The organism is Pseudomonas sp. UBA7530 (assembly GCF_002479365.1).
Taxonomy (GTDB): Bacteria; Pseudomonadota; Gammaproteobacteria; order Pseudomonadales; family Pseudomonadaceae; genus Aquipseudomonas.
Genome location: NZ_DLMS01000010.1, coordinates 62,025 through 75,822 on the forward strand (window position 1 = coordinate 62,025; position 13,798 = coordinate 75,822).

Consider the following 13,798-nt stretch of genomic DNA (forward strand, 5'->3'; position numbering starts at 1 on the left):
GCCTGCGCGGCGGCGCCTGTTGGAGCGGCTCAACCCGCTGCTGACGATCATCCTCGCCTTCTGGGCGCTGTGGCATTGTCGCCACGCGCGCCCGCCGGACGCCGTCCCCACCCGCTGACACCGATGGCTGCGCCATGTCCGCAGCCGCTGATGCCTATTTGTCTGCCTGCGCCACCTGTTCGAGAGTCGAACGGGCCGTGCGGACACCGAGCGCCCAACTGGCGCAAGCGAGTGCGATATGACGACTTTCGCTGCTGTACAGGAAGCCCAGGAATTCCTGGCCAGCAATCCCGATATCGAATTGATCGAGTTGTTTATCCTCGATGCCAACGGTGTGCCGCGCGGCAAGCTGCTGCACCGCGAGGAACTGCTGGCGCTGTACCAGAGCGGCCGGCCGCTGCCGAGCACCATGCTCGGCCTGTCCATCCAGGGTGAGGATGTCGAGGATTCCGGCCTGGTCTGGGAGGTGGGCGATATCGACTGCCGCGCCTATCCTCTGCCCGGCAGCCTGGTGCGCCTGCCCTGGCGGCAGATCCCCACCGCCGCCGTGCAGGTGTCGATGCACCCCACCGAAGGCCTGCCGGCCACGCCGGCCGATCCGCGGCAGCTGCTGGTGCGGGTGATCGAGCAACTCGAGGCCGACGGCTATCATCCGGTGATGGCCTGCGAGCTGGAGTTCTACCTGCTCGACCAGAAGCGTGATGCCCAGGGGCGCCCGCAGCCGGCGTTGGACGCCGATGGCGGCCGCCCACGACAGACCCAGGTCTATGGTTTGCGCGAGCTGGAGCAGATCGAACCCTTCCTGCGTGACCTTTACGCGGCGTGCAAGGCGCAGGGCATCCCGGTGCGCACGGCAATTTCCGAATACGCCCCCGGCCAGGTGGAAATCACCCTGGAGCATGGCCCGGCGCTGGCGGCCATGGACCAGGCGGTGCGCTACAAGCGTCTGGTCAAGGGCGTGGCTCACGCCCATGGCATGCAGGCCTGCTTCATGGCCAAGCCATTTGCCGAGATCGCCGGCACCGGCATGCATATGCACGTGAGCCTGGCCGACGTGGCGGGTACCAACCTGTTCGCCAGTGACGACCCAGCCGGCACGCCGCTGCTGCGCCAGACCGTCGGTGGCATGCTTGCTAGCCTGCTCGACTCGCTGCTGCTGTTCTGCCCCAACGCCAATTCCTACCGCCGTTTTCAGGCCAACAGCTATGCGCCGCTGGCGCCCACCTGGGGTGTGGATAACCGCACCGTCAGCCTGCGTGTGCCCGGTGGCCCGGCCAATACCCGACACATCGAACACCGCATCTGCGGCGCCGATGCCAACCCCTATCTCGCCGCCGCGGCGATTCTGGCCGGGATTCATCGTGGCATTCGCGAACAGCTCGATCCCGGTGCGCCGATCGAGGGCAACGGTTATGCCCAGGCCACAGAACATTTGCCCACCCAATGGTCGGCCGCGATCCACGCGCTGGAGCATTCCGAGTGGGCGCGAGAGGCTTTCGGCGAGCCATTTCTCAAGGTCTTTCTTGCGGTCAAGCGTGCCGAGTATCGCCAGTTCATGGGTGAGGTCGGCGAGCAGGATTGGCGCTGGTACCTGAGTAACGCCTGAGTCGAGGGATAACAGCTTCGCGGCCAAGGCCGCTCCCACAGGGCGCAGCAGGGGCTTGTGGGAGCGGACTTGTCCGCGAATACGGATTCTGAACAGCATCGCGGCTGAAGCGGAGTGCCCCCAGCCGTTCCTACGGGTTAAGCATGGTAGGAGCGGCTTCAGCCGCGATCCCAGATTCATCGGTGCATGCGCACCGCAAGGACATGCAATGAACATGATCGAGCAACCCGTCAAACCCGCCGCCGAGCGCGCGCCGTCCTACTACTCGGCCTCGCTCAATTTCGAGAGCGACTACCCGACGCTGCAGGGCAGCGTAACCGTCGACGTGGCCATCATCGGTGGCGGCTTCACCGGCATCGCCACGGCGGTGGAGCTGGCCGAGCGCGGCCTCAAGGTCGCCGTGGTGGAAACCAACAAGGTCGGCTGGGGTGCCAGCGGGCGCAACGGTGGCCAGGTCACCGGCAGCCTCTCCGGCGACGAGGCCATGCGCAAGCAGATGCGCAACACGCTGGGCGAGGAGGTGGACGACTTCATCTGGCACCTGCGCTGGCGCGGCCACGAGATCATCAAGAGCCGCGTGGCCAAATACGGCATCGACTGCGACCTCAAGCACGGTCACCTGCATGCGGCGATGAAACCCAGCCATATGGACGAGCTCAAGGCGACCTACGATGAAGCGCTGCGCCGTGGCATGGAGAGCGATGTCACGCTGCTCGACGGCGCCGGCGTGCGTGCTCAACTGGGCAGCGAGCTGTACTGCGGGGCGCTGAAGAACACCCGCAACATGCACCTGCACCCGCTCAACCTGTGCCTCGGCGAGGCCAGGGCCGCCGAGAGCCTGGGCGCGCTGATCTTCGAGCATTCCGAGGTGCTGGAGATCGTTCACGGCGCGTGTCCCGCGGTGGTTACCACGGGCGGGCGGATCGAGGCCAAGCAGGTGCTGCTGGCTGGCGACGTCTACCACAAGCTGGAGCGGCGCAAACTCAAGGGCCTGATCTTCCCGGCCATGGGCGGCATCGTCACCACTGCGCCGCTGGGAGAGCTGGCCCGCGAGATCAACCCGCAGGACCTGGCCGTATACGACTGTCGCTTCGTGCTCGATTATTACCGCCTGACCGCGGACGGCCGTCTGCTGTTCGGCGGTGGTGCCAACTATTCCGGGCGTGATTCGCGAGACATCGCCGGTGAACTGCGTCCGTGCATCGAGCGCACCTTCCCGCAGCTCAAGGGCGTGCCGATCGACTTCCAATGGAGCTGCGCCATGGGCATCGTGATGAACCGCATCCCGCAGCTGGGCAAGCTCTCGTCCAACATCTGGTACTGCCAGGGCTACTCCGGCCACGGCATCGCCACCAGCCACATCATGGGCGAGATCATGGCCAAGGCCATCACCGGCGACCTGGAGCAGTACGACACCTTCGCCGCCTGCAAGCACATCAAGGTGCCGCTGGGCGATCAGCTCGGCAACCCGATGCTGGCGGCCGGCATGTGGTACTACCAGATGCTGGAGAAGCTGCGCTGAAAGTCCAGCGTTGGCCCGGATGACGGGGCTGCCTTGGTTCGCCGATAGCCTTTTCGTATGATGGGCGCACACCGTATTTGGGATGCCCTGGCGTGAGTTCGTCATCTAGAAGTGCTTCATCGAGCCCGAGCGTACCTGCTGGCAAATGGGATGCGGGCGAAGCGGTAAGCCAGCTTTCCTGGGACGATCTGCGCATCATCAAGACGCTGAGCGAGTGCGGCAATCGCGCCGCCACGGCGAAGAAGCTCGGCATCAACGTCTCGACCGTGTCGCGCCGCCTGGCGCAGGTGGAGAAGACGCTCGGTGTGGCGATGTTCGACCATCGCCGCTCCGGCTACATGCTCACGGCCGAGGGTGAAGAGTTGCGCGCCCTCGGCGAGCGGGTCGAACTGGATATCGTTAGCGTCACGCGGCGTGTGTCGCGAGCGGGGCAGGGGCCACAGGGCAAGCTGCGCATCACCACCAGCGACTCGTTGCTGCTGCATTTTCTCACTCCCATCATCGCCGACTTCAAGGTCGTCAACGAAGGCATCGCGGTCGAGGTGCTGGTTGGCAACCAGACCCTGAGCCTGGCCCGGGACGAATCGGATATCGCCGTGCGCGCTACGAGAAAACCGGGGGAAAGCCTGGTCGGGCGCAAGCTGGCGATCATTGCCTGGGCGTCGTACGGGCGCGCTGGAAACGTGTCGGGCACCGACCCGTTCGACGGCCACGCCTGGGTGTCGTATTCCGGCGCCTTGTCCGGCCTCAGAGCGGCGAGTTATCTGGAATGCCGGGTGGCGGCCGAGTGCATTGCCTACCGTACCGACTCGGTCGCGGCGGCGAGCGCCGCCATTGCCGCGGGGCTGGGTTTCGGCTTTCTGCCCTGCATGCTGGGCGATATCACGCCCGGGCTGGTGCGCGTCGGGCCGGTGGTGCCCGAGCTCCATGATGAGCTGTGGCTGCTCACCCACCAGGACATTCGCAAGTCGTGGCGGGTCAAGGCGTTCATGGCGTTCTGCGCCGCTGCGGTGGCCGAGCAGAAGGCGCTGATCGAAGGGCAGCGGGCTCTCCCGGTTGCGTTGGACGAAACCGGGAGCGGGACTTAGTCGGCGCGTGCACCGATCACCGCCCGGCAGGCGATCTCGATCAGTTGCGGCCGCTGCGCCAGCCGAGATACGCCGATAATGTTGCTGGCGCATTGTGGCCGCTCGGTGCCATAGGCCGCCTTGCGCACTTTGCCAACCACGGCGAATGCCGCATCCATGTCGAGGACGAACAGCGTCTCTTCGACGACGTCTTCGAGCGTCGCGCCATAGAGCGCCAGCAGCTTGGCGATGTTGTCGTAGGCGCTACGCATCTGGTCGCCCATGGTCGAGAAATCGCTGGGTCGGCCTTCGTTATCCAGCGGCGCCGGCGCGACCAAATTGCCTTTTTCGTCGTGGTTGAACTGGCCTGAGACGAAGATTTCGTTACCCACCTTCCTTGCCTGCGGATAGCCGTAAGCGTCTTCCCATGGAACGCCCCAGTAGGCGGTGTTTTCGTTGTACGGACGTGAAGCTGCCATTGCCTTCTCCTTGAGTGTAAGGACCGCCTATTTCGCGGCTTCCCGAGTAGTCGGGAGGAAAATGCTAGCACCGCCCGGTCAATTGCAAGGGTGCATTTTTGCACTCATGGAGGCGCAAAAATGCACAAACGAAACGCCTGTCGATCCGCTAACTTGAGCACCTGTTCCGGTCGTGACCAGCTAGTCAACGACGCTAACGGGGCAAAGACGAGCACCCGGATATTTTCCCAACAACAATCAGTTCAACAGACAGGTAACCGCCATGAGCAACGTCAAAACCGAAGTCCTCACTCCCTTCAACAGCCAGCTGATCTTCATCGATCAGCAGCCGCAGATGGCCTTCGGTGTGCAGAGCATCGATCGCCAGACCCTGAAGAACAACACCGTTGGCCTGGCCAAGGCGGCGAAGATTTTCAACGTGCCGACCGTCATCACCACGGTCGAGACCGAAAGTTTCTCCGGCCACACCTACCCTGAGCTGCTAGCCGTATTCCCCGATGCGCCGATCCTCGAGCGCACCTCGATGAACTCCTGGGACGACCAGAAAGTGCGTGACGCGCTGAAGAAGAACGGCCGCAACAAGATCATCGTCTCCGGCCTGTGGACCGAGGTATGCAACACCACCTTCGCCCTGTCCGCCATGCACGACGCGGGCTACGAGATCTACATGGTCGCCGACGCTTCCGGCGGCACCACCCAGGCGGCGCACGACTACGCCATGCAGCGCATGATCCAGGCCGGCGTGGTGCCGGTGACCTGGCAGCAGGTGTTGCTGGAATGGCAGCGCGACTGGAAGAACCGCGATACCTACGATGCCGTCATGAACCTGGTCAAGGAGCACTCCGGTGCCTACGGCATGGGCGTCGACTACGCCTACACCATGGTCCACAAGGCGCCCGAGCGCGTGCAGCACGGCCCGACCCTGGCCCCTGTCGCCGCACCTATCTGAGCCGATGCCAGCCTCTGCACGGCGGAGGCTGGCCCCAACTCGCAGCAGATGCGGAGACAGCCGAAATGAACCCGATGCAAGCCGATACCGTCACGCTGGTGGTGCGTCACCAGGTGCAGCAGCAACATGAGCAACGTTACGAAACCTGGCTGCGCCAGATCATCGATATCGCCGGCGCTTGCGCTGGCCACCTGGGTGTCGACGTCGCGCGCGAGCGCCAGGGTGGCCTGGTGCACTTCACCTGCGTTTTGCGTTTTGACCAGCTGCAGCACATGCAGGGCTGGCTCGACTCCGAGGCGCGCAAGCAACTGGTCGCCGACGTGCAGCCGCTGTTGCGCGCTGGCGACGACACCGAGGTGTTGCTGGGCAAGGATTTCTGGTTCGTGCCGCGTGACGCCGTGCAGCCGCCGCCGCGCTGGAAGCAGGCGATCGTCACCTTCCTGGTGATCATGCCGCTGAGCCTGCTGGTGCCGGCGCTGTGGCAGCCGGTATTCACTATGCTTCCATGGCTTGCAGGCTCGCTGCTGAGCAAAGTGTTGATCACCCTGAGCATCGTCCTGCTCGTGGTGTATCTGTTCATGCCCATGGCCACGCGGGCATTTGCCGCCTGGCTGAGGCCTCACGGCCAGGAGCCACTTCGATGAGCACCGATTCATATGATGAAAAGCGCCGGCGCATCTTGGCTGCCGGTGGCGTATTGGGCGCCGCCGCGGCCGTGTACTCTGCCCTGCCTTTTTCCGCTTTCGCCAGTACCTCTTCCATCCGCTCCCAAGGAGGCTCCATGAGCGCCGATCTCATCCTGTTCAACGGTCGTCTGCACACGGTCGATCCCGAAAAGCCACATGCCAGCGCCGTTGCCATCAAGGACGGCCGCTTCATCGCCGTTGGCAGTGACGCCGAGGCCATGGCCATGCGCGGTGACGCGACCAAGATCGTCGATCTGCAAAAGCGCACGGTGATCCCGGGCCTCAACGACTCGCACCTGCACCTGATCCGCGGCGGGCTGAACTACAACCTGGAGCTGCGCTGGGAAGGCGTGCCGTCCGTGGCCGAAGCGCTGCGCATGCTCAAGGCCCAGGCCGACCGTACGCCGACGCCGCAGTGGGTGCGTGTGGTCGGTGGCTGGACCGAGTTCCAGTTCGCCGAAAAACGCATGCCGACCCTGGAAGAGATCAACCGCGCGGCGCCGGATACGCCGGTATTCATCCTCCATCTGTACGACCGTGCGCTGCTCAATCGCGCCGCACTGCGCGCCGTGGGCTACGACAAGAACACCCCCAACCCGCCGGGCGGGGAGATTCAGCGCGACGCTAACGGCAACCCGACCGGCATGCTGATCGCCCGCCCCAACGCGATGATCCTCTACGCCACCCTGGCCAAGGGGCCGAAGCTGCCGCTGGAATACCAGGTCAACTCGACCCGCCAGTTCATGCGCGAACTCAATCGCCTGGGCGTGACCAGCGCCATCGATGCCGGCGGTGGTTTCCAGAACTATCCGGACGACTATCAGGTGATCCAGGAACTGGCCGACAAGGACCAGCTCACCGTGCGCATCGCCTACAACCTGTTCACCCAGAAGCCCAAGGAAGAGCTGACCGACTTCAAGAACTGGACCGGCAGCGTCAAGTTGCACCAGGGCGATGACTTCCTGCGCCACAACGGCGCTGGCGAAATGCTGGTGTTCTCCGCTGCCGACTTCGAGGATTTCCTCGAGCCGCGCCCGGACCTGGCGCCGAATATGGAAGCCGATCTGGAGCCGGTGGTGCGTCATCTGGTCGAGCAGCGCTGGCCGTTCCGCCTGCATGCCACTTACGACGAATCCATCTCGCGCATGCTCGACGTGTTCGAGAAGGTCGACCGCGACATCCCCTTCAATGGCCTGCCCTGGCTGTTCGACCACGCCGAGACCATCAGCCCGCGCAACATCGAGCGGGTGCGTGCCCTCGGCGGCGGCATCGCCATCCAGCACCGCATGGCATTCCAGGGCGAGTACTTTATCGACCGCTACGGCGCCAAGGCGGCGGAAGCCACGCCGCCGATCCAGCGCATGCTGGCCGAGGGCGTGCCGGTCGGCGCCGGCACCGACGCCACCCGTGTGGCCAGCTACAACCCTTGGACCGCGCTGTACTGGCTGGTCAGCGGCAAGACCGTCGGCGGCACCACGCTCTACCCGCAGGGCCTGCCACGCGCCACCGCGCTGCAGCTGTTCACCCACGGCAGCGCCTGGTTCTCCAGCGAGCAGGGCAAGAAAGGCCAGATCAAGGTTGGCCAGCTCGCCGACCTGGTGGCACTGACCGCGGACTTTTTCAGCGTCGAGGAAGAGCAGATCAAGTGGCTGGAATCGGTGCTCACCGTGGTCGGCGGCAAGGTGGTGCACGCCGCCAGCGAGTTCGACAAGCTGGCGCCGCCGACCGTGCCGGTGATGCCGGACTGGTCGCCGGTGGCCCTGGTGCCCGGCCACTGGAGCCCGAATGCCGCGCCGCTGAGCGCGAGCATCCACCAGTGCATCGGCTCCTGCGCCGTGCATGAGCACCAGCATGACCGCGCGCGCCGCAGCAGCGTGCCGGTCAGCGACCATCAGGGCTTCTGGGGCGCGTTCGGCTGCTCCTGCTTCGCCTTCTGAACCCGCTGCGGCCAGCTCGTCCGGGCTGGCCGCAGTGCGCCGAATTCTAAAATACCCACGACAAGGCCTGCTCTGACATGAACACCGCCAAGCCGTCGCCCTGGGGCGCGCTCAATCACAAGACCTTCCGCTGGCTGTGGCTGGCCAGCATCGCCTCGAACATCGGCACCTGGATGCATGAAGTCGGCGCCGGCTGGCTGATGACCAGCCTGTCGGCCAACCCCATGCACGTCGCGCTGGTGCAGGTCGCCGGCTCGGCGCCGATGTTCCTCCTGGCACTGCCGGCCGGCGCCATGGCCGATATCGTCGACAAGCGCCGCTACCTGCTGGGTGTGCAGCTGTGGATGGCCGCCGTGGCCACTGCGCTGGCGACGCTGACCCTGCTCGGGCTAACCAGTGTCTGGTTGCTGCTGGGCATGACTCTGGCCATGGGCGTCGGCACCGCGCTGATGATGCCGGCCTGGTCGGCGCTGACCCCGGAATTGGTGAACAAGCGCGACCTGCCCTCGGCCATCGCCCTGTCCAGCCTCGGCATCAACGTCGCCCGCGCGCTCGGCCCGGCCATCGCCGGCGTGCTGGTCAGCCTCAGCGGCCCCTGGGCGACCTTCGCCCTCAATGCCCTGTCGTTCTTCGCGGTCATGACCGTGCTGCTGACCTGGAAACGCGAGCGCCAGGTCGCTACCTTCCCGGCCGAACGTCTGCTGGGCGCGATGCGCGCCGGTTGGCGCTACAGCCGCGCCTCGAAGCCCTTGCAGGCGGTATTGGTGCGCGCGGCGGCGTTCTTCGTCGGTGCCAGCGCCGGCATGTCGCTGCTGCCACTGATCGTGCGTGGCGAGTTGCAGGGCAGCGCCAGCGACTTCGGCCTGATGCTCGGCAGCGTCGGCGTCGGTGCCGTTCTCGGCGCCACCCTGTTGCCGCGTATTCGCGAGCGCATCAGCAGCGATCGCCTGGTGCTGCTGGCCAGCCTGCTCTACGCCCTGGTGCTGCTGGCCCTGGCCAGCGTGCGCCACTTCGCCGCCTTGCTGCCGGTGATGCTGCTCAGCGGCGCGGCGTGGATCGCCGTGCTGTCCAGCCTCCAGGTCGCTGCGCAGACCTCTGTGCCGGACTGGGTGCGCGCACGGGCGCTGTCGGTGTACATCCTGGTGTTTTTCGGCAGCATGGCTGCCGGTGGCGCGCTCTGGGGTTTCGTCGCCAGCCATGCGTCGATTCCGCTGGCGCTGTTCGCGGCCGCCGGCTGCCTGGTGCTGGGCCTGCTGCTGAGCGCCAGGTTCCCGCTGCCGGTCACCGAAAGCGAAGACCTGGCACCCTCGCTGCATTGGCCAGCGCCGATTCTGGCCGACGAAGCCGATCTCGAGCGCGGTCCGGTGATGATTACCCTGCACTACGACATCGCTGCCGAGCAGGTTGCCGCCTTCCGCCAGGCGATGAACGAGGTGGCGCGCATGCGTCGGCGCAACGGCGCGTTCTCCTGGGGGCTGGTGCAGAACAGCGAGAACCCGCGGCACTGGCAGGAGTTCTTCTTCGACGAGTCCTGGCTCGAGCATCTGCGCCACCACGGCCGGGTGACGCGCGCCGAGCAACGCATCGAGGCTGCCGCCCGGCAGTTCCAGACCGCCGGTGTGGCGATCCGCATCGACCACTTCCTGATGCCGGCCCGGCAGGCCGCTCAGTCTGCCGAGGTTGGCCAGGCCGCGTCGTGACACCATGGCCGTCCTGCACCCGCTGGGCGGCTTATCTTTATGCGCCGAAGGCGCCGTTAGCCCTGGCTGACGGCGCCTTCGGCATTTCTAGGCCATGTCGCTCTGGCTGAATTCCTCGGCGAGGAAATCGATCAGGGTGCGCACCGAGGGCAGCAGGCCGCGCCGTGAGGGGAAGATGGCGTGGACGATGCCGCACTTCGGCGCCCAGCCCGGCAGCATCTCCACCAGCTTGCCGGCCGCGACGTCTTCGCGCACGGCTACACAGGGCAGGTGGACGATACCCACGCCGGCCAGCGCGCCATTGCGCAGAGCGCGCAGGTCATCGGTGATCATCCGCGGCTGGTGCGCGATCACCAGTTTGCCGTCGTCCGGGCCGAGCAGCTCCCACTGGTAGTCGCGCTGCGCGCCGCCCCAGTGCAGGCTCGGCAGGCGTCCCAGTTCCTCGGGCTGGAAATCTTTCGGCAGCGAAGCCAGCAGATCCGGGTGACCGACCAGGCACTGGGTGCTGGCGGCGAGCACCTTCATCACCATGTCGGTGTTTTCCAGCGGGGGAAAACGTACCCGCAAGGCCACGTCGAAGCCTTCATGCAGCAGATCCACGCGGCGGTTGGTGCTCTCGATGTACAGCTCCACCAACGGGTACTTGAGCATGTAGCGGGTCAGCATCGGCCCCACCCAGGAATTGAGCAGCGTCGTCGGGCAGGCCAGGCGCACCAGGCCGCGCGGCTCGGCGCGGTTGCGCTCGATCACCTCCGCCGCGCCTTCGGCCTCCACGCGCATGGCCAGGCAGCGCTGGTAGTACGCCTGGCCGATCTCGGTGAGCGACAGGTGCCGGCTGGTGCGGTGCAGCAGGCGCACGCCGAGGCGCTCCTCGAGTTGGGCGATACGCCGGCTAAGCTTGGACTTGGGTATGTCCAGCGCGCGCCCCGCCGCGGCGAAGCCGCCTTGCTCCACCACTTGGGTGAAGTAGTAGAGGCTGTTGAGGTCTTCCATTGATCGTTCTCCAAATGGAACGCTAGAGGCGAATTTCGCAGTCTAGTCGAGAAGGGTCTCGAATTTAATCTTTCTTCCATGCAGTGACGCACTGCTGAACGAAAACCCACTCACCGGTGCAGCCGGCACATTGAAAACAATTCGAGGACTTCACCATGACCAACGCCACCTATAATCGCCTGGACAAAGACAACGCCGTCGTTCTGCTGGTCGACCACCAGGCCGGCCTGCTCTCGCTGGTGCGCGACATCGAGCCGGACAAGTTCAAGAACAACGTGCTGGCGCTGGCTGATCTGGCCAAGTTCTTCAACCTGCCGACCATCCTTACCACCAGCTTCGAAACCGGCCCCAACGGCCCGCTGATGCCGGAGCTGAAGGAAATGTTCCCGGACGCGCCGTACATCGCCCGCCCTGGTCAGATCAACGCCTGGGACAACGAAGACTTCGTCAAGGCGATCAAGGCGACCGGCAAGAAGCAACTGATCATCGCCGGTGTGGTGACCGAAGTCTGCGTGGCGTTTCCGGCGCTGTCGGCCATCGAGGAAGGCTTCGACGTGTTCGTGGTCACCGATGCTTCCGGCACCTTCAACCAGATCACCCGTGACTCGGCGTGGCAGCGTATGACCCAGGCCGGCGCGCAACTGATGAACTGGTTCGCCGTTGCCTGCGAGCTGCACCGCGACTGGCGCAACGACGTGGAAGGCCTGGCCAAGATCTGCACCGATCACATCCCGGACTACCGCAACCTGATGACCAGCTACAACGCGCTGACCGCTGGCAAGTGATCCAAGCCTGAAACCGAACCGGAGCCTGCAAAGGCTCCGGTTTTTTTATGGGCGGTTCTTTCGTTTGCTCAGCGCAGATGCTCGTCCCTGGTCACAGTGCCACGATTTCCGGGGCTGGCCTGCGCCGTCGTTGCCGGAGCGGATTCGCGCTCGGCGACGAAGGTGGCGGGCGGTGAGCCATCGGCATTGAGCTGCATGATGCGCGTGGGCCGGCCCTGGTCGTCGAAGAACACCTGGCCGAGGCCGGCGCCGTTCCACAGGCGTTCGCCGGCACGGCTGCGGTCGGGAATCAGCGGGGTGACGCGCATGCGCCGGCGCTTGGTCAGCCAGTTGAGCGGCGACCATGGCGCGTAGAGCCAGCGGTTGAGGCGGTCGAACCAGTCCAGCAGCCTGGGCGGAAATTCGTTCTTGATGCCGCTGCTGGTGATCTGCCAGATGGTCGGGCTGGCGCGTTTGTGGCGGATGCTCACGCGGTAGACGAAGGAGTAGTGCACGTCGCCAGAGAGGATGACGAAATCCCTTGGCGTGCGCGAGTGGCGGAAGATGTTCATCATCACCCGCGCTGCGCCGCGATGGGCCATCCAGTTCTCCGCATCGACCATCAGCGGGTGGCCGGCGTAGGTGAACAGCTTCTGAATGCCCTCGATCAGCTTCACGCCAAACATCGGTGCCGGCGAGACGATGATGCAGCTGGGGTGGTCGAGCAGCGCCTGCTGGAAGTCGCACAGCGCTTCCCAGTCCATCAGTCCCGAGGGTTTCGACAGGTGCCCTTCGCTGCGCCAGCGGCGCGTGCGCGTATCGAGCACCAGCAGCGCCGGAGTGGTCGGCAGCACGTAGTGCCACTGTTCGAACTGTTGCAGTTGGTCGATCAACGCGTCCTGCATCTCGGCCTGAAGGTGGTCATCCTGGCGCTGCTGCAACAGGTCGCTGAAGGCTTGCAGCGGCTGCTCGAACACGTCCGGGTTGTTGCCCCAGCCCTGGCACAACAGGTAGGCGAGCAGGGCGTTGCCGATGATGCGCTTGGAGAAGGGGTGGCCGTAGGCGGTCTGCTCCCAGCGCGCGGAGAGGTTCCAGTCGTCGGTGACGTCGTGGTCGTCGAAGATCATCAGCGTCGGCAGGTGGGCGAACGCCCGAGCCGCCTGGCCGAGGGTCTGGCGAAAAGCGTCGATGCGCAGGCGCTCATCGGCGTAACGCTGCTGTTGTTGCTCGTCCAGCGGCGGCTGGTCTTCCGTGATCAGGGTCCAGGGCACTGGCGACCAGACCAGCAGGTACATGGCGATCATCTCGGCGAAGGTCACCAGGTGGTTGTCGGCGCTGCTGGTGGTGAATACCGGCTTTTCCACACCGCCGAAGAACTTGTCGCGCAGGGTCTGATTGCTCTTCACCGCCGGCAGCAGTTCAGCGCGCTGGTAGTAGCCAACCGAGTGGCCGTAAAGCGCCTGGCTGTCCTCCACCACGGCGCCTTCGAGGAACTCGTCAAACAGACCGAGGCGGGCGATCAGTTGGTGAATGGCGCACAGCATCGGCCCGGCGACGTCGTCGACGTACACCTGGTCGCCACTCATCAGCAACAGGGCAGGGCGCTGGTTGGCTTCGGGCTGCTCGGCCAGCAGACGGTCGGCGCACAGCAGGCCGTCAGTGGCGGCGTGGTGCGGTCTGCGACAGGAGCCATGCAGGAGCTGGTCGACCCGTGAGCGCAGGACGAAATCGGCATGTTCGGCGCCCTCGTAGAGCAGGTGCGGCGCCCAGTCGGCCATGCCGCGAGTGCCTTGGTCCGCAACGATCTGCAGGTCATAGGCGATGCGCACGTCCTGCCGCAGCGCCTGCTCAAGCGGCAGGTCGATCAGGTGCAGCACGGCGTGGCGGCCCAGCGGCAGGCGCTGGCAATGGGCGTCGAGGCTCAGAGTGCGCGGCTGTTCGCCATCGGCTTGCAGCCACAGTTGCAGGTCCAGCGCCCGACTGGCCACCAGCCAGAGCACCAGCCGGCCAGGCTCCATGCGCCGCAGCAGCGGGCCGGCGAGAACATCGGGTGACGAGTGGTGGGGGTTATCGGACATGCAGGTGGCTACCGGAA

11 protein-coding genes are annotated in these 13,798 nt (G+C 65.3%); 8 read left to right on the forward strand and 3 right to left on the reverse strand.

All coding sequences use genetic code 11. The annotated features are described in order from the left end of the window. Positions 1–238: 238 nt before the first annotated feature. From B2U07_RS13525 to B2U07_RS13535, 3 genes are all read left to right on the forward strand, one after another. Positions 239–1,606, forward strand: a complete 1,368-nt coding sequence (locus B2U07_RS13525; protein WP_296277129.1) for a glutamine synthetase family protein — start codon at positions 239–241, stop codon at positions 1,604–1,606. 214 nt (positions 1,607–1,820) lie between these two features. Further along, the gene (locus B2U07_RS13530; RefSeq protein WP_296277130.1) at positions 1,821–3,128 is read left to right on the forward strand and encodes an NAD(P)/FAD-dependent oxidoreductase; all 1,308 of its coding nucleotides are present in this window, start codon (positions 1,821–1,823) and stop codon (positions 3,126–3,128) included. A gap of 92 nt (positions 3,129–3,220) precedes the next feature. Continuing rightward, a complete protein-coding gene (locus B2U07_RS13535; protein WP_296277131.1) occupies positions 3,221–4,216 on the forward strand; it encodes a LysR family transcriptional regulator in 996 nt (331 codons plus the stop codon). Here the strand turns inward: B2U07_RS13535 and B2U07_RS13540 are convergent. Continuing rightward, a complete protein-coding gene (locus B2U07_RS13540) occupies positions 4,213–4,674 on the reverse strand; it encodes a RidA family protein (RefSeq protein ID WP_296277132.1) in 462 nt (153 codons plus the stop codon). The genes B2U07_RS13535 and B2U07_RS13540 overlap by 4 nt on opposite strands. Before the next feature lie 262 nt (positions 4,675–4,936). Here B2U07_RS13540 and B2U07_RS13545 point away from each other — a divergent pair, with 262 nt between their 5' ends. From B2U07_RS13545 to B2U07_RS13560, 4 genes are all read left to right on the forward strand, one after another. After that, on the forward strand, positions 4,937–5,623 hold the full coding sequence (locus tag B2U07_RS13545) for a hydrolase (RefSeq protein WP_197858577.1): 687 nt from the start codon (positions 4,937–4,939) through the stop codon (positions 5,621–5,623). Between the two features lie 65 nt (positions 5,624–5,688). Further along, positions 5,689–6,267 (forward strand): antibiotic biosynthesis monooxygenase, encoded by a 579-nt coding sequence (locus B2U07_RS13550; RefSeq protein WP_296277133.1) that lies wholly within the window; start codon positions 5,689–5,691, stop codon positions 6,265–6,267. Positions 6,268–6,404: 137 nt separating this feature from the next. Next, positions 6,405–8,246 (forward strand): amidohydrolase, encoded by a 1,842-nt coding sequence (locus B2U07_RS13555; RefSeq protein WP_296277134.1) that lies wholly within the window; start codon positions 6,405–6,407, stop codon positions 8,244–8,246. Positions 8,247–8,323: 77 nt separating this feature from the next. Beyond that, positions 8,324–9,946, forward strand: coding sequence for an MFS transporter (locus B2U07_RS13560; protein WP_296277135.1), 1,623 nt, complete (start codon positions 8,324–8,326; stop codon positions 9,944–9,946). Between the two features lie 87 nt (positions 9,947–10,033). On the opposite strand, the gene B2U07_RS13565 is transcribed toward B2U07_RS13560, so the two are convergent. After that, complete coding sequence (locus tag B2U07_RS13565; RefSeq protein WP_197858580.1) at positions 10,034–10,939, reverse strand: LysR family transcriptional regulator; 906 nt, start codon at positions 10,937–10,939, stop codon at positions 10,034–10,036. A 155-nt stretch (positions 10,940–11,094) separates the two neighbouring features. Between B2U07_RS13565 and ycaC the strand changes: the two genes are divergently transcribed. Next, complete coding sequence (gene ycaC, locus B2U07_RS13570) at positions 11,095–11,724, forward strand: isochorismate family cysteine hydrolase YcaC (protein ID WP_017360479.1); 630 nt, start codon at positions 11,095–11,097, stop codon at positions 11,722–11,724. Between the two features lie 68 nt (positions 11,725–11,792). Here the strand turns inward: ycaC and B2U07_RS13575 are convergent, their stop codons facing one another. After that, a complete protein-coding gene (locus tag B2U07_RS13575; protein WP_296277136.1) occupies positions 11,793–13,781 on the reverse strand; it encodes an alkaline phosphatase family protein in 1,989 nt (662 codons plus the stop codon). Positions 13,782–13,798: the final 17 nt, after the last annotated feature.